The sequence below is a fragment of the Paenibacillus sp. NPDC058367 genome (assembly GCF_042723305.1).
GTDB lineage: Bacteria > Bacillota > Bacilli > Paenibacillales > Paenibacillaceae > Paenibacillus_AQ.
In genome coordinates this window covers 794,174-810,199 of the sequence record NZ_JBHXIZ010000001.1, presented here as the reverse complement: position 1 = coordinate 810,199, position 16,026 = coordinate 794,174, and the positions used below count along the sequence as shown (strand labels likewise).

Sequence of the window (16,026 nt, the reverse complement as noted above, 5' to 3'; positions counted from 1 at the left end):
CTATCGAATTAAGCATACTTTTGCAAAAAAAAGTAGTATGACAGCATTCGTAAATGGTTATGGATAAGAGATATATCTAGGTGTGATTGCTTTAATTGAGAGGGGAATCATGGTGAAAGAAGCTATTGTTATTAAAGGTGCACGAGAGAACAATCTGAAGAATGTCTCGCTCACGATTCCTAAGTATAAGCTTGTTGTTCTGACGGGACCTTCGGGATCAGGAAAATCGACGTTAGCTATGGATACACTTCAGCGGGAATGCCAAAGACAGTATTTAGATTCCATGGGCATGACTTCAGATACGATCAGTAAACCAAAGGTCGAGTCCATTGTTGGACTGTCTCCATCCATTAGCGTTGGACAGCATGTTACGAATCGTAATCCACGCTCGACAGTAGGGACTGTAACTGACATCTATACCTTTGTCAGGTTTATTTTTTCTAGATTAGGGGAGCGGATTTGCCCTTCTTGCAAGGGTAGCATACCACCTTCTTTTGAAGCGAGGGGGCTACTAATAGAAGAAGACGAGGAAATGGAAGGTCAGTCGATGGGCTGTCCGCATTGCGGAGCTGAGCTTGAGAAACTTGGCATGTCACATTTTTCCTTCAATAAACCGGAAGGGGCTTGTGAAGCTTGTGGTGGACTTGGGTCTGTGGCGACTATAAATGAAGCAGCGGTATTTAATCCAGAGCTTAGCATGAAAGAGGGGGGAGTAGCTTCTCTGAATGGCGTTCATCGGGATATACAGATGCGGATATTAGTAGCGGCGGGAAAACATTTCGGATTTGTGTTTGACCCGGATCAACCGTTGAAGGATTACGGTGAGATTCAGCGTGATTTGCTCTACTACGGTGTGGAGAGTGAAGCTTTTAAACGCCATTTCCCTAATATTAAGCCAATCCAAGGGACGAAGTTTGAAGGTGTTATACCCGGTTTGTGGCGGCGGTATAAGGAGAAGGAAGGGGAGGCTGGTACGCAGGAGAAAGATGGCGGATTTTTTCATGAGCAGCAATGCCCGGAATGCCTAGGAGCTCGCCTGAAAAAAGAAGTTCGTCTAGTTCGAGTAGCTGACGCATCGATCATAGATGTATCCGACTGGTCGCTTAGTGAGGTATATGAGTGGACGAAAGGACTGGAGGCGGCACTGCCTGCCGAAGGTCTACATCTACTTGAACCGATCCTTCATGATATGCCTACTAGACTAAAGCGGATTATCGATGTTGGCCTAGGTTATCTTTCCATGAACCGGCAGACAGTCTCTTTATCTGGCGGGGAAGCACAGCGCCTGCGTCTAGCATCACTGCTGGGTTCAGGGTTGACCGGTGTGTTATACATTCTGGATGAACCGACGACGGGACTACATCCTCGGGATACAGTTGGCCTTATTCGTGTGCTTCAGGAGCTGCGTGATCTTGGGAATACTGTGCTCGTTATTGAACATGATATTGAGATGATGCGTGCTGCGGATCATATTATTGATATGGGTCCAGGTGCTGGATTGCATGGTGGAATCGTTGTGGGTGAAGGTAGTTTAGAAGATTTGATGGCAAGCGGGCTTTCGGTTACAGGAGCTTATCTCAGAGAAGAGCGTCTCGAAGTTCCCACACGTATTCGCCGAAAAGGGAACGGAAAGCAGATCACTATCCGGCAGGCACAGTACCGGAATATTGATATTCAAGAAGTCTCCATTCCACTTGGTTGTCTTGTATCTGTAACAGGGGTTTCGGGTTCGGGTAAGTCCACGCTTATATTTGATATCCTTGCGCAAGGAAGCTCTAATGGTCATGAACAAACAGGCTGTAAGGAGATTACGGGTCTAGGTGAAGTCGGGAGTATTGTGATCTTTGACCAATCACCCATGGGTAGGATGCAGCGTTCAAATGTAGCGACCTATACCGATGTATTTACACATCTGCGTCAGTTATTTGCGGCTTTGCCAGAGGCGAAGAAAAGAAAACTGACCTCCAAGCATTTCTCCTTTAACACACCGGGGGGACGGTGCGAAACCTGTCAGGGACTTGGTGTATTGTCCGTAGACATGAACTTTCTGCCTGATCTAGAAGTAAAGTGTCACGCCTGCAAAGGAAGACGGTTTACGGATGAGGTCTTACAGGTGAAGTATGATGGCTTCTCAATCTCAGATCTGTTGGACATGTCTATACAGGAAAGCTTGCCAATTCTTAAGTCGGAGGCCAAAATGGCCGGTATTATTGAGACGTTATGTGAGGTGGGTCTTGGATACCTTAAATGGGGACAATCTGTCAAAACCTTATCAGGCGGCGAGGGACAACGGATCAGGCTGGCCAAAGCGCTGAGCAAGCCATCTAAAAATCATACGCTCTATTTGCTCGATGAACCAACGACAGGTCTACATCCGTCAGACATCAAGCAACTTCATACCTTATTGAGCAAATTGGTAGATACGGGAAATACGGTTGTTGTTGTGGAGCACAGCTTAGAACTGATTCGGGAGTCTGACTGGGTGATCGACATTGGCCCTGAAGGGGGCACAGTTGGAGGTAAGCTTGTAGCTGAAGGCACACCGGAGCAGGTCGCTGAAGTACAGGAATCTTATACAGGGATGTTTTTGAAACGGATTCTGGCTGAGGGGCTTTAATCCATTTTAAATCAGATATCCATTTGGAAAAAAGAGAGTGCCCCGAAGCCATACAATTCATGGCTTCGGGGCACTTCTTTGTGTGTTCCGGCGTATTCACCAAGCCTAGCATTGAGCGGCAGAAGACGAAGTATCTAAACCTCCAAGAAAAATGAATTGAATTTATTGCTGTCGTCATAGTAACATTAGGTTAAGCGCTTAACTTATGTGAAGGGAGGATGCAAAGACTCCGATCCACTTAATATTTATAATGAGGTTAATGCCATGAAAACGACCACGATATATGATGTTGCCAGGGAAGCGGGCGTATCAATTGCTACCGTCTCCAATGCGATTAACGGTAAAGGAAAAGTAAGCAACAAGAAGCGAGATGAAATCCTTGAGGTGATGAAGCGGCTGCAATATCAGCCCAGTGTCATTGCTTCGGCACTAATGGGGAAGAAGACCTATACCATTGGTCTTCTTATTCCAGATGTCTCGAATCCCTTTTTTTCCGAGATAGCTAGAACCGTAGAGGATCTGGCACACTCCGAGGGGTATAGTGTTATTGTGTGCAGCACAGATAACAAAGATGAACGCGTAGAGAAATACATTCGGCTGTTGGAGCAAAAAAATGTTGACGGTATTCTGATCGGAACAGGTGTGGGAAATGCGGATATTTTGGCGCTGCATGTAGAGAAATCCTTCCCCATTGTTATGATTGCGCGGGAGACCGCAGACATAGCTGTCCACCGTGTATTGAACGATGACTTCAAAGGAGGCGCTATTGCCGCTGAACATTTGCTTGAAAAAGGTCATCGCAAGATGGCGGTTTTGTCCGAGGATTTCAATGTAAGCAGCAGCTTTGAGCGGGTCAGGGGTTTCCGCTTTGGATTATTTGAGGCTGGAATTTCACTGGACCCGAAGAATATCTTTGCGTGTGAGTCGAATATCAAAGACGGTAAACGGGTAGCATCCGAGATTCTCCGCGGCGTGGAGCGTCCGACAGCATTATTTTGTTGCAACGACTTGATTGCCATCGGCGCACTCCAGGCTGCGAAGGAAGAGGGAATATCTGTACCGGAACAGCTCTCTATCATTGGTTTTGACGATACCATTTTGTCAACCGTGACGAATCCAACGTTAACAACTATTGCTCAACCGATGAATCAGATGGTGAAGATGGCATTTGATTTGCTGATCGGCAGTCTGGATCATACAGATGATATCAAGCAAAGAATTGTATTGCAGCCTGAACTGGTGATCCGAGAATCCACAGGCAACTCACCCATTAAATAAAGAGGACGGTTATTGAGAACATGGACGAGAAAAGGTTAATTATCTTTTTTGACAGCGGAGATACCATTGTTGATGAATCGACTGAAATTAGGGATGAAGAAGGAATCGTACAGAGTGCGGATCTGATTCCGGGAGCAGATATCACGATTCAGACCCTGTATGAGAGAGGATACACGCTTGCTCTGGTTGCAGACGGTGATGCGCAATCCTTCAAAAATGTATTTAAGCAGCATGGACTAAGCGATTATTTCAGCGCCATGATTATTTCCGAGAATATCAAAGCAGTCAAGCCAAGCCCGCGCATGTTTAAGGCTGCTATTGGTGCGCTTGATTTGTCTGAAGCGGATTTCTCCCGTACCGTTATGATTGGCAACAATCTTAGCCGTGACATGAAGGGGGCCAATGCGCTAGGCATCACCAGCATTTTTCAGAGCTGGACGCCCCGTTATTCCCATGAGCCGGCAGATGAGACTGAGCGTCCGACGTATACAGTTAGTGAGCCGCTGCAATTGCTAGAGTTGATTGAGAGGCTGAACGCTGAGCTCAAGTAAGCTGGAAGTCGTTCATTATGCTATTTTTCCATATTTAAATATAAAAAGAGAAACCCAAGGTCATGAGAATGACTGGGTTTCTCATCTTTATTAATCAATCTGCAAGAGTTACAAAGCATTCTTATGATCTAGCAGTTTAATAATTTAGAAGCCGTCCATGATCATGCCATTGACCGTACATTTTATTTTCTTTAGTGTTTGTTATAAATTTATCTAATTTACGCTTAAATAATTCTGGTTGATGTGTATTGCTTTGTATCGTGTCGATCCTGACTCTTTTATAAAGAGCGGGAAAGGTTAAGAAGTTCTCATATACCTCCTGCTCCTCTTTTAACCTTTGTTCTATGACCCTATCGACTTTAAAAGAAGCGAGGTTCATATCCGGAAGTACCTTTCTTCCTTCGTCACTCATTAACCCCAGTTTATTGAGGCGGCGGACACGTTCCTTATTTAATTCTGTCCAAGAGCTTCGTTTGCTTCTGGGAGACAGTCGCTGCGCCAGCTCCGTTTCAGAAACTTTCTTTTTCACTCCATCGATCCATCCAAAGCACAAACATTCCTCAACCACATCCAAATATAGCAATGTTTCTGGGGTTGGCGTCATACTTACGAGTACCCAACAAGATTTTTCAGTCTTACAATTTTCCTGAAGCCAAGCTCTTAAATGTTCTCTCGATTTCACTTTAATTAGATTTTCAATCTGCATAAATTAAATAGCTTCCGCAGGCATCTGATACCAAAAAAGGGAATAGTCGTTCATGGTAGAAGCGTGTCCTAACTGACGTAACATAGTAGATATATTACCTCTATGATAAGTCCCGTGATTGGCGGTATGCAGCACAATTTCTGATAGACGTGTTTGCCGGATTCCAGCGAATGGGTTATCAAGTAGAATAGTCTTCTCCAAATCGGTTTGGTTTTGTATCCATTCTTTGTATTGTTCAGATAGCTGGGCAAAAAGATTAGCGTATTCATCAACCGAATCTAGAATGCTCATATTTAGCGGGATACTTTTTTGAAAAGCCTCAGGCATACCAGTGCCTGTTAAAACCAGATACCACATCGTATCCACCGCATAGATATGGCTAAGGGCATGAGCGATGGTGGGAAAAGAGCTATTCACTTCTTGATTTAGCACAGAGGGAGAGAGTTCCTTGATTCTTCCCAAGATCGTTTGGTTCGCCCAAATGTGGTAATTAAACATTTCTACTGGATGATTGGTCATTGTATGATCTCCTTTTGAGTTGTGATAGATTATTTTGTAGCTGTTGTTAATATAAAAGAAGAAGTATGACAGCAGACTGTCATACTTCTTCATAAAGATTTAGGGTATTTTGCAACTGCTTTTTTAAGATACCTCGCAGTGCAAGAGGCTCGAGGACTTCAGCGCCGCTGCCGAAACTTAGCAGAATTGACCATAGCCAGCGGGCTTCCAATGGTTTATACACAGGAATTCGCATCGTCATGCTCTCATCGGTATGAAATTCCTTATCTACCTGGTGAAATTGATCCAGCGCTTCTGCCAAAGCCTCAGGTCCCACCCGGATCACGACTTCCTCAACCTGATCGACCCTGTTTGAACAAACGGCCTCTATGGGTACCTCATGTTGGGAATGAAAGGTATTCTGTGTCAGAAGCAAATTCATCATCCGGGATAGCCGGAACTCTCGATAATCCTGTCGTTCCTGGCAATAACCATAGATGTACCAGTTGCTATATTTAAAATGAAGCTTTACTGGTTCCATATTACGGGCTGTGCGTTCGTTTTTTACATTGATGTAATCAAAACGGACGATATTTCGTTCCGTAATAGCCGTACGTAAAAGAGAAAGTGCATCGGGATCCATACGACGTGTTTCAAAATCCACCGCTAGACTAGAAGTCTGTTGTTCTGTTCCAATCGTTTGCAGCCGTTCAATGGTTCCTTGCGCTTGTTCGTCTTCAAACACGGAAGAGAGACTGTTCAGCACGGTAATCAAAGAAGTGACATCATAAGAACGGAGCAGGCTTTTATCCATTTTATATCCGTCCATGATGCCATATCCGCCTTTAGTTCCCTGATACGATACGACCGGGATGCCTGCGGCACAAATGACATCGATATCCCTATAGATAGTTCTCTGGGAAACCTGAAACTCTTCAGCCAGCTTGGAGGCAGATAAAACTTCGTGGTTCAACAGCTTGTAGATCATAGAAATCAAACGTTCCAATTTCATTTGTGTATTCCCACCCATTAGTCCATTTCGTGTTACTGCATGATTATAGCATAGATTTTTCAAGCTAATTTGGCGCTTACAGAGAAATAGATTGACAAAATATGGTTGGCGGGTTAACTTGTGAATATAAAATAAAATTATTCATAAAACCATAAAAGCGAGTTGAGATGTATGCCTAAGAAATTCACAGAACAAGAAAGAGAATGGATTAAACATAAATTGTTGACAGAAGGTCGCCGCTGTTTTGAAGTACATGGCATTAAAAAAACTAGTGTTGAAGAATTAACAAAAGCTGCCGGGATTGCGCAAGGTTCGTTTTACATGTTCTTTGGATCGAAAGAGGAATTGTTCTATCACATATTGCTTGAAGAGGAACAACGAATTCGTAGTACAATGTTCGATTCATTTAGCGTAGGCGTGCCTGTAAATAAGGAAGAAATCAGATTATTTTTACTGAAATCTTTCCGCATGATGGAAGAGAGTCCGATCGTCCGCCAGATGTTCGTAAGAAGCGAAATGGAGCAGCTATTAAGAAAGTTACCTAATGAGTTGTTGGAACAAAATTTTACAGAGGATAAAGACTTTTTTATTCCTTTCATTCAATCATGGCAAGCCGAAGGTATCATGGTTGGGATTGACCCGGGATTAATCGTAAGCATGATTCGCTCTGTAGTCCTTCTGTCTTTGCATAAGGAAGAGATCGGTGATGAACGCTATCAGGCAACTATAGAACTTTTGATAGGGGTTCTGGCTGAGGGGATGACTTCTTTGAAGGATAATATGACTGGGGGAGTATGAAATGATCGAAGTGAAGGAGCTTCATTTTACCTACCCAAAAATAAAAGAGCCAACCCTTAGTGGACTTAACTTTTCCATACCTCAAGGAGAAGTGTTTGGTTTTCTCGGTCCTTCGGGAGCGGGTAAAAGCACAACACAAAAAATACTAATTGGAGTCTTAAAAAATTATCTCGGCAGCGTTAACGTAATGGGCAAGGAAATAAGAAATACCGGACCGGAGTATTTTGAGCGAATAGGGGTAGCCTTTGAGTTTCCAAATTTCTATTCGAAGTTTACTGCGCTGGAAAATTTGCAGCTATTTCGCTCTCTGTATTCAGGGAGAACAGCGGAACCGAGGTTTCTCCTGGAGCAAGTAAATCTCACTGAAGCTGCAAATTTGAAGGTCTCCCAGTTATCGAAGGGGATGAAGATGCGGCTGAATTTCTGTAGAGCACTCTTAAATAACCCGCAAATTCTATTTCTGGATGAACCCACTTCCGGGCTCGACCCTGTTAATGCGAAACGAATGAAGGATTTAATCCTGGAAAAAAAGGCAAATGGGACAACTGTAATTATTACAACACATAATATGCAAGCCGCTGAGGAGCTCTGCGACAGGGTCGCTTTTATTGTAGACGGTCAGATTAAGTTGATTGATTCTCCTCGGGAGCTTAAGCTTCTAAATGGAAAAAAACGAGTGCGGCTGGAATACCGCCATCATAATGAAGTTAGAAATGAGGAATTCTCACTTGATGATATAGGGGAGAATGAATATTTCTTAAAGCTTGTTCGTGAACATCCAATAGAAACCATTCATTCGCAGGAGGCGTCTTTGGAGCAAATATTTATTGACGTAACTGGGAGGCAGTTAACATGAGATTCAGATCTGCGTTTGCCTTTGACATCCGGTTTCAATGGAGGCATGGGTTTTATTGGATCTACGTCATTATCTGTGCGTTTTATTTGGTATTGCTGCATCTTATTCCTGATCATTATCGAGAACAAACGATGTTGTTATTGACCTTTAGCGATCCGAGTGCTTTAGGGCTTATTCTCGCAGGGGGGATTGTGCTGCTGGAAAGAGACCAGGGCATCCATGATCCTTTATTTGTTACTCCGATTCGTGTTAGAGAATATTTGCTTTCAAAAGCAGGCTCATTGTCTGTACTATCCCTGTTAGCCGCTTGGGTTATTCATGTAGTAGCAAGCGGGATTCCGCAATCCCCGTTTGGCTTTTCTACTGGAATCATTCTAACGTCAAGCTTTATGACGCTATTGTCGATTGGAGTTGTGGCTCGTTGCCAGACAATTAATGGTTTCATTCTACTATCACAAGTATTCGCATTGCCTTTTATACTTCCATTGCTTGGTTATTTTAAGGTGTGGAACTCCAAACTTTTTTTATGGCTTCCTACGGAAGGAACACTTCGCTTGTTGCGTTCGGGAACCTCGGCTATGTCATTTGGCAATTACATCTACTCCATATCGATATTACTGCTATGGAATGTTGTGATATACGTATGGGCAAAAATGTCCTTCGAAAATCATGTAATGATGCGCATAGGTAAGGGAGGAGCAAGAAAATGAAGAAGTATCGTATGCTTTTTATAAGCGATATCCGGCATACTGGTTTGGACCCAGTGCTTATGGTCGGCATCTTTGCTCCTTTAGCACTTCTAGTCGTCTCAAGATTTGGATTTCCAATGATAGCCGATTGGCTTACGAACGGTTATGCTTTCGATTTATATAAATATAGTAGCTTTGCTGCGATTTTCTTAGTCATGACCTTTCCCATGCTAACCGGTATGATGACAGGTCTTTTAATGCTTGATGAAAGAGATGAGAATGTCATCTCTTATTACGCGGTTACACCATTAATGCGCAGAGGGTACATGGTGTATCGTCTAGTTCTTCCATCTCTTCTATGTACATTTCTTTCATCGCTATTTTTTATAGTCTCCGGCTTATCTAGCTTCCAATTAGAGCATATATACATCCTTATACTATTAGCATTTGAAGCCCCTTGTTTTGCATTATTCCTAGCTTCTTTCGCTGCAAATAAGGTAGAAGGATTAGCTTTATCAAAGATCGGTGGTCTGTTTATAGCAGGACCAATCGTAGCTTATTTTGTTCCATCACCATGGCAATTTATCGGTGCGTGGATTCCTACCTATTGGCCTGCTAAGTTATTTTTTGTTATAGAAGCTTCTAGTGGTTTTATTGTGCTTGCATACTTTATGGTGGGACTTCTATTTCACTTGAGTCTTCTGAGCATCATGATTAGGATTTTTATTAAAAGAGCTGATTGATTAGCCTCCTCCAAGCAGCTTAGGCAACAGCGTTAGAAGCTTTTCACGTGTTAAAGCATCTCCATAGTTCCATTTGCTTCCGTCAAGCAGATAAGTTTGCCTCTTACGTACAGCGGGTATATTCTTCCATAGTGAGCTGTCTAGTAGTTTCTCCATAGCAACTCGCGAGTCTTGACGTTCCGGAATAAGCATAAAGATATGATCTCCGGCGTAGAAAGGCAGCCTTGCTGGATCGACTTCTGCAAATCCTAACTCTCCATCGAGAATCGCTTTGATCTCATCTGTGGGCTGTAAACCGTTAGGGGCATAGAGAGCAGTAGACAAACCGGACATTCCCATAGCATATAGATGATTTCCATGGTCATAAATCAATGCAGAAGCTGTTTCTCCAGGTCGAAGAGTATTCATATAAAGCTGCTGCCACATGGCAGCATTTTTTGCTGCGAATGAATCCAGCCATGCTTCTGCTTCGTGCTGCTTACCTAACCAGCTTCCAAGTGTCCGCATACGGTGTTCAAGTGGAGCAAATGAATCAAAGGTAAGTGTCGGGGCGATGTCGACGACTGCTCGATAGGCCTTATCATCTGAATTAGCTATAATAATTAGGTCAGGATTTAATGAAGCGGTAAGCTTCGGATCCAGAGGAAAGCCAACGTTAGAGAGCTTTTTAAGTCGATGTTTATAGACTCTGTTCCATGCAAAGACTTCATCTCCTCCGATAGGCTTTATACCTAATGCGAGCAGATCGCCAAGCGTCTCACCATGGTAGACAATGCGCTTTGGACGCTCCGGAATATCCACCTCATGGCCAGTCCAGTCTTTCACAGTAAGCTTCCGACCTTGCTGATGCGCATATTGTCCGGGTGTAATTCCAGTCTTTTGACGAAACCGGCGACTGAAATAATATTCATCGGAGAAGCCAACCAGACGAGCAATCTCACGCAGCGGTTCAGAGGATTCCAGAAGGAAACGCTTCGAATGGTTAATGCGCAGTTCGGTCAGGTAATCGAGCGGTCTTTTTCCGGTAAGCTTTTGAAAGATCGGAGTATATTGCCACAATGTTATCCCTGCGAGCTCAGCCAGTTGCTTCACGGTGATACTCTCCGTATAGTGATCTTGCATATATTGGATGGTCTTTTCCACGGAATCCGCGGGACTTGGCACCTGCTCGGAAGGATAATTATGCTCAAAGAGTAAGAGCAGCAATTCTTGGAATTTTAATTGCCGCTTAAAAAAAAGCACATCATCGGCATTTTTTTTACTCATAAGCAGATCTTCCGCAAGGCGGATTACCCTAGTGAACGGGTGGACAATTAGTTCCTGCCTACCCGGAAGGAGTTCCTCTGAATAATATTCGGGAAACTCGGCATTATTAATTGCTGTAAAAGTGATGAGATAATAATAAAGAGTCGTCTCTTGATTGTTCGTGCTATAGGAAGTTCCAGGAGATAGGAGATAACACGTATCTGTAGTCAGTGTTATGGTTTGATCGCTAAGGATCAGCTGTCCACTACCGCCAGTGAATATTAGAAGTCTATAAAAGTGAGTTGTAAGAGTCTTAGAGCAAGAGCCTGCCGGTTGAATATGTAGTTCCGCATCAGTCAGCTGAAACAGCAACGAGCGGAGCGGTGCAGCGACGGGTAATGTTTGCAGCAAGAGGAAGCCTCCGTTCATTTGGTGAGAATCATTATCAATTAATTCATTGTATATAAAATAAAGAAGCATATCAACAGCTGTTGACATGCTTCTTGCAGTTTTCTATCAGCGAAGTGCCAAACGCTTCATGAAGGTGAAAATTATTTCGTATTCAAAAGCTGTGGGAGTTCACCGAGCAGCCATTCTCTTGTTGTTGCATCACTTGAAGTCTTCATAATATCTTGTGTATAGACATATCCGTTCTTGACGGCAGGGAGACCTTTCCAGATCGGACTCTTTAATAGAGTAGCTGTGGATTGCTTGGCTTCATCGGCCACAGGAGTTAGAATGAAAATCCGATCTCCGGCATATTCTTTAAGCACTTCCATGGATACTTCCTGAAATCCCATGCCTTCATCGAGAACCTTTTGAATCGCTGGGGTTGGCTTGAAACCATTCTCTCCATAAAGGACTTGCGAAAGTCCGGTCGTCGCCATAACAAATAGTCTGTCACCAGGATAATAAGTAAAGACCGTAGCTGTTTCTCCTTCTTTTATGCCCGCTGCCTTTAATTGTTCCCACATGGCATCTTCACTCGTTTTATACTTTGCCAGCCATGCCTCTGCTTCGGTCGTTTTCCCAAGAATTCCACCGATATCAAGCATCCGTTCATTTAGCGGGGCAAAGGTGTCAAATATTATCGTGGGTGCGATTTTGGACAGCTGCTCGAAATCAGCTTCATCAGTTCCTGCATAGATAATCAAATCAGGCTGAAGTTCCAGCGTCTTTTCCAGATTGATAGGGAACCCTACATCTTCGACACCTTGTAGCTGATCTTCGAAAACCTGACCCTCACCCATGGAAAGTGGATATCCTACCGCTTGCACACCAAGTGCGAGTAGATCTCCATAGGTTTCTCCTGAATAAATCACGCGCTTCGGGTTAACAGGTATTTCTACGGTATGGCCTATGTAATCCGTGTAGGAGCGAGTAGTTGCCGCAGTTTCATTAGTGCCCTTGTCGGATGTTTCTGGAGAAGGTACAGTGGTAGCAGAAGTATTATTTCCGGCTGCGTTCGACGCATTGTTCTTGGCTGGTTGTTCTCCTGAGTTTCCGCAGGCGAGTAGTATTGTGGTCATCAGAAAGAGTACACATAATACGGCGAACGGTTGTCTTACCTTATTCATATAATATTGCCTCCCTAAAATATGTAGCGATCACCAATAATGATAATCATTCTCGACGAAAACTATCATAAATTAAAGTCTCCTTTTACTCAATGGACAAAACACATTATGGCTATTTGATTTGTACAACAAGCCTATTGTTATTGGAGTTGATAGCCAGAAAAAAAGATTGATAAGGCTAGGAAGTCATTGAGGAGCACGCAAAACTCTGCCGGTGAGATTGAATTAAATAGAAGAAGGCCGTCTTGTTTGGTAGAAACCTACCAGAGACGGCCTTTTTAATAAAAGAAATTAGAGAAGAGAAAGGGTGAAGCGGAATGTATATGGGCGATTAGCCGGCAGAGTGAACTCTTCGTGGGTTGGTGCACCCCAGCTATCGTCACCCCCAACTCCCATTTGCTTGTAGTTGACTCTCAGTACGCTTTTGTTCGAGACTGGCAATTTATATACGTGATCATGTGCTTCCAATTCCTCGGGTTTCCAAGGCAGAGCATTAATTTCCATAGGGATTGCACTATCAAAATAAAGTCCTGATCCGTCGTTGCCATCTGTAATCGAAGCAAATCTGACATCCGTCTTATTGCCGCACTCCTGCGGTCTAAGATAAGGGATGAACTGGTCACTGACTTTGCCCGTATAGCGGCCAAGAGGTGCTCCAGTCTGTCTGTCCCAATAATTCTCATGGGGTCCACGGCCGTACCATGAAAGGGTATCGAGTCTTCCAGCAAGCACGAACATCATTCCGAACTCAGGAATTTCTGGCAGAACGCTACTACCCGGATTCAGTTCTTGCAGGATCTCTAAAGATCCGTCAGGGCGAATCTCATACTGAATCAGAAGGGTGGAGTACGGATTCGTTGGCAGAAGGTAAGTGGTGGAAACGAAACAGAGATTTCCTTCAGTTCTATATTTCATGCTCAACAGATTCCGCTCATTAGAAGCCTGCTTCCACACTGCACAGCGCTTTGGCAATCCATTGCCAAGATCATTATCCGTGACCGCTCTCCAGAAGTTAGGTCTTACGGGTTCAAGCAGATGTTCTTTACCGGCAGCATAGTATGAGTTTAGCTCACCAGTTGTTGTATTAAAGTTTAGAGTGAAATTCCCACCCTGTACGGTCAATGCACCTTCATGTTCCTGCACATGTAACGTTCCATCCGTTGTCTTTGGAGCCTTTATCACGATACGCGGGGATAGAATAAACTGTTCCCAAGCGATTTCGTGGTCAGCATCAGCCCAAGAAGTTTCTGAACGCTGAATAAAGGAGAGATTCAGAATAGCTTCATGATCACCTCTATGTGAAATCAGTTCATATGGGATAGTGCATTCAACGATTTCTCCTGGTGCAGCAGAGATTTGCAGCAAACCTTCTTGCGCAGTTACTCCGTCTAAAGAAACTTCCCATTTAAGTTCGTATTGTTCAATATCGGTAAATAAAAAATTATTACGAATCTGAAAGAGACCTTCACGGATATTTAAAGCAGTTACTTTAATATTTTGATAGCATTTTTTGACCTCAAATAGCTTTGGAGTAACCGAGCGATCGGCAAAAAGTAATCCGTTTCCGCTAAAATTCCCATCATGTGGCGACTCACCAAAATCACCACCATATGCTAAATATGGGACACCTTCGGATGTTTTGGTTCGGATAGCCTGATCCACCCAATCCCAAATAAATGCACCTTGAAATACATCGAACTTGTCAAACATATCGGTGTATAGGTGTAGTCCACCGCAAGAATTCCCCATAGCATGGCTGTATTCGCAGATGATGTAAGGCTTCTGAGGATGACTTAGCGCATATTTTTCAACATCGTGCGGTTTAGCATACATAGTCGACTCTATATCACTAGCTGCTTCTGACTCTCTGCAATGGAAGATTCCTTCATAATGAACAGGTCGTGTCGGGTCAGCTTCTCTGAGATAGTCATGCATGGCGATAAAATTATCACCACCGTAGGACTCATTCCCCAGTGACCAGATGATAACCGAAGGATGGTTTTTGTCTCTTTGCATCATGGAGTTGCAACGGTCAATCACATTGGCCCGCCATTCCGGTTTGCTAGCAGGTACATTTCCCTCATGTATACCTTGTTGCCCATACTGCCAAGTACCGTGCGTTTCCAGATTGGTTTCATCGATTACGTAAAGTCCGTATTCATCACAAAGCTCATACCAAACAGACTGATTCGGGTAGTGAGAGGTCCGAACCGCATTAATATTATGTGTTTTCATCAGTTTGATATCTCGGATCATGTCGTTTTTGGATAGCGCACGTCCTGTGTCACAAGAGAACTCGTGCCGGTTAACGCCTTTAAGTACGATTCTTTTGCCGTTGATCTTCATAAGTCCGTCTTTGATCTCAAAGGTACGGAATCCGACCTTACAGCTGACCGTTTCAGTAGTGTTTCCTTTATCGTCAATCATGGAGAGAACCAATGTATACAGATACGGTGTCTCAGCACTCCACTTATAAGGATCTTCTACATGCTCAGAAAGCTTGAAATGCTGAACGCCCTCTTGATCAATGGAAGTGACTGTAGATACTGGTGACTCCCATAGAGGTTGATCCTCTTTATTGTATAGCTGCATATGGAGTGTATAAGGGTTTAGTTTCTCGTTAAAATAATTCTCTACTTTGATGTCTACGTTTAAATCCGCATGTACGAAAGCTTCATCTAGCTCGGTTTTAACGAAAAAATCAGCAACATGAACAGAAGGGGCCGTGTACAGATAGACCTCCCGAAAAATACCGCTAAGCCTCCAAAAATCTTGATCCTCCAGCCAACTGGCATCACACCAACGATAGACCTCGACAGCTAGTTTATTATCACCAGCAATTAAATAAGGGGTAATATCGAACTCGGAAGGTGTAAAGGTGTCTTCACAGTAACCGACCCGTTCTCCGTTTATCCATACATAGAAAGCGGATTCAACCCCCTGAAAGCTAAGGTATACAGGTTGACCGTTCCAAGATTCAGGTACAGTAAAGGTTCGAATGTAGGAGCCTACGGGATTATATTTTGTCGGAGCAAAGGGTGGCTTGAGATCAGGTTCAGATTCCGCCCAAGGATATCGGACATTCGTATATTGCGGGTAATCATACCCATGGAATTGCCAGTGAGAAGGTACAGGAATCATAGCCCAATTGCTGCAATCGAAATCAGCTTTATAAAAATCCACGACCCGTAGATCAGGTGTTTCGGAAAAAGAGAACTTCCAAATACCATTAAGCGTTTTGTAGTATGGTGAGGTTTCTTTATCTCCCACCAGGGCTTGCGTTAGATTGCTATAAGGGATCATGGAAGCATGTGCATCCAAGCGATTTAGTTCGAAGATTTCCGGATTATTATTCCATTCTGGATAACCATTTGCAGGAGGCTGGTAAACAAATTTTGCTCGCATGAGTAAATCTCCTTTATAATAGTGATGTTATTATATTCATATTATAAATTG

13 protein-coding genes are annotated in these 16,026 nt (G+C 43.5%); 7 read left to right on the top strand and 6 right to left on the bottom strand.

The features are described from left to right. Positions 1-112: 112 nt before the first annotated feature. The 3 genes from uvrA to ACFWMP_RS03790 all read left to right on the top strand — a co-directional run bounded on the left by uvrA (position 113) and on the right by ACFWMP_RS03790 (position 4,446). Positions 113-2,617, top strand: a complete 2,505-nt coding sequence (gene uvrA / locus ACFWMP_RS03800) for an excinuclease ABC subunit UvrA (protein WP_379423495.1) — start codon at positions 113-115, stop codon at positions 2,615-2,617. Positions 2,618-2,881: 264 nt separating this feature from the next. Continuing rightward, positions 2,882-3,895 carry a LacI family DNA-binding transcriptional regulator gene (locus tag ACFWMP_RS03795; RefSeq protein ID WP_379422037.1) on the top strand — a complete coding sequence of 338 codons (1,014 nt, stop codon included), beginning with the start codon at positions 2,882-2,884 and terminating at the stop codon, positions 3,893-3,895. A gap of 20 nt (positions 3,896-3,915) precedes the next feature. After that, complete coding sequence (locus ACFWMP_RS03790) at positions 3,916-4,446, top strand: HAD family hydrolase (RefSeq protein WP_339247115.1); 531 nt, start codon at positions 3,916-3,918, stop codon at positions 4,444-4,446. Positions 4,447-4,582: 136 nt separating this feature from the next. Here the strand turns inward: ACFWMP_RS03790 and ACFWMP_RS03785 are convergent, their stop codons facing one another. The 3 genes from ACFWMP_RS03785 to ACFWMP_RS03775 form a co-directional block, all read right to left on the bottom strand. Then, positions 4,583-5,152, bottom strand: a complete 570-nt coding sequence (locus ACFWMP_RS03785) for a YdeI/OmpD-associated family protein (RefSeq protein ID WP_379422035.1) — start codon at positions 5,150-5,152, stop codon at positions 4,583-4,585. Between the two features lie 3 nt (positions 5,153-5,155). Beyond that, positions 5,156-5,671 carry a DinB family protein gene (locus tag ACFWMP_RS03780; RefSeq protein WP_339247117.1) on the bottom strand — a complete coding sequence of 172 codons (516 nt, stop codon included), beginning with the start codon at positions 5,669-5,671 and terminating at the stop codon, positions 5,156-5,158. Between the two features lie 79 nt (positions 5,672-5,750). Continuing rightward, positions 5,751-6,662, bottom strand: a complete 912-nt coding sequence (locus ACFWMP_RS03775; protein WP_042187025.1) for a helix-turn-helix transcriptional regulator — start codon at positions 6,660-6,662, stop codon at positions 5,751-5,753. Between the two features lie 171 nt (positions 6,663-6,833). Between ACFWMP_RS03775 and ACFWMP_RS03770 the strand changes: the two genes are divergently transcribed. From ACFWMP_RS03770 to ACFWMP_RS03755, 4 genes are read left to right on the top strand one after another with little or no spacing between them, the layout of a single operon-like run. Further along, positions 6,834-7,460 carry a TetR/AcrR family transcriptional regulator gene (locus ACFWMP_RS03770; RefSeq protein WP_341144883.1) on the top strand — a complete coding sequence of 209 codons (627 nt, stop codon included), beginning with the start codon at positions 6,834-6,836 and terminating at the stop codon, positions 7,458-7,460. 1 nt (position 7,461) lies between these two features. Then, complete coding sequence (locus tag ACFWMP_RS03765; protein ID WP_042187029.1) at positions 7,462-8,316, top strand: ABC transporter ATP-binding protein; 855 nt, start codon at positions 7,462-7,464, stop codon at positions 8,314-8,316. Beyond that, positions 8,313-9,026, top strand: a complete 714-nt coding sequence (locus ACFWMP_RS03760) for a fluoroquinolone export ABC transporter permease subunit (RefSeq protein WP_379422032.1) — start codon at positions 8,313-8,315, stop codon at positions 9,024-9,026. Before ACFWMP_RS03765 ends, ACFWMP_RS03760 begins: the two co-directional genes overlap by 4 nt. After that, the gene (locus tag ACFWMP_RS03755; RefSeq protein ID WP_341053859.1) at positions 9,023-9,748 is read left to right on the top strand and encodes a hypothetical protein; all 726 of its coding nucleotides are present in this window, start codon (positions 9,023-9,025) and stop codon (positions 9,746-9,748) included. Before ACFWMP_RS03760 ends, ACFWMP_RS03755 begins: the two co-directional genes overlap by 4 nt. On the opposite strand, the gene ACFWMP_RS03750 is transcribed toward ACFWMP_RS03755, so the two are convergent. The 3 genes from ACFWMP_RS03750 to lacZ all read right to left on the bottom strand — a co-directional run bounded on the left by ACFWMP_RS03750 (position 9,749) and on the right by lacZ (position 15,975). Continuing rightward, positions 9,749-11,404, bottom strand: a complete 1,656-nt coding sequence (locus tag ACFWMP_RS03750; protein ID WP_379422030.1) for a helix-turn-helix domain-containing protein — start codon at positions 11,402-11,404, stop codon at positions 9,749-9,751. 140 nt (positions 11,405-11,544) lie between these two features. Next, positions 11,545-12,570 (bottom strand): ABC transporter substrate-binding protein, encoded by a 1,026-nt coding sequence (locus ACFWMP_RS03745; protein ID WP_379422028.1) that lies wholly within the window; start codon positions 12,568-12,570, stop codon positions 11,545-11,547. Positions 12,571-12,861: 291 nt separating this feature from the next. After that, entirely contained in the window at positions 12,862-15,975 is a 3,114-nt protein-coding gene (gene lacZ, locus ACFWMP_RS03740) for a beta-galactosidase, LacZ type (protein ID WP_379422026.1), read from the bottom strand. Positions 15,976-16,026: the final 51 nt, after the last annotated feature.

Coding starts and splice junctions, on each gene's coding strand:
- ACFWMP_RS03770 (WP_341144883.1), top strand. CDS start 6,834: ATGCCTAAGAAATTCACAGAACAAGAAAGAGAATGGATTAAACATAAA.
- ACFWMP_RS03775 (WP_042187025.1), bottom strand. CDS start 6,662: ATGAAATTGGAACGTTTGATTTCTATGATCTACAAGCTGTTGAACCAC.
- ACFWMP_RS03760 (WP_379422032.1), top strand. CDS start 8,313: ATGAGATTCAGATCTGCGTTTGCCTTTGACATCCGGTTTCAATGGAGG.
- ACFWMP_RS03790 (WP_339247115.1), top strand. CDS start 3,916: ATGGACGAGAAAAGGTTAATTATCTTTTTTGACAGCGGAGATACCATT.
- ACFWMP_RS03745 (WP_379422028.1), bottom strand. CDS start 12,570: ATGAATAAGGTAAGACAACCGTTCGCCGTATTATGTGTACTCTTTCTG.
- ACFWMP_RS03795 (WP_379422037.1), top strand. CDS start 2,882: ATGAAAACGACCACGATATATGATGTTGCCAGGGAAGCGGGCGTATCA.
- ACFWMP_RS03755 (WP_341053859.1), top strand. CDS start 9,023: ATGAAGAAGTATCGTATGCTTTTTATAAGCGATATCCGGCATACTGGT.
- ACFWMP_RS03765 (WP_042187029.1), top strand. CDS start 7,462: ATGATCGAAGTGAAGGAGCTTCATTTTACCTACCCAAAAATAAAAGAG.
- ACFWMP_RS03785 (WP_379422035.1), bottom strand. CDS start 5,152: ATGCAGATTGAAAATCTAATTAAAGTGAAATCGAGAGAACATTTAAGA.
- lacZ (WP_379422026.1), bottom strand. CDS start 15,975: ATGCGAGCAAAATTTGTTTACCAGCCTCCTGCAAATGGTTATCCAGAA.
- ACFWMP_RS03780 (WP_339247117.1), bottom strand. CDS start 5,671: ATGACCAATCATCCAGTAGAAATGTTTAATTACCACATTTGGGCGAAC.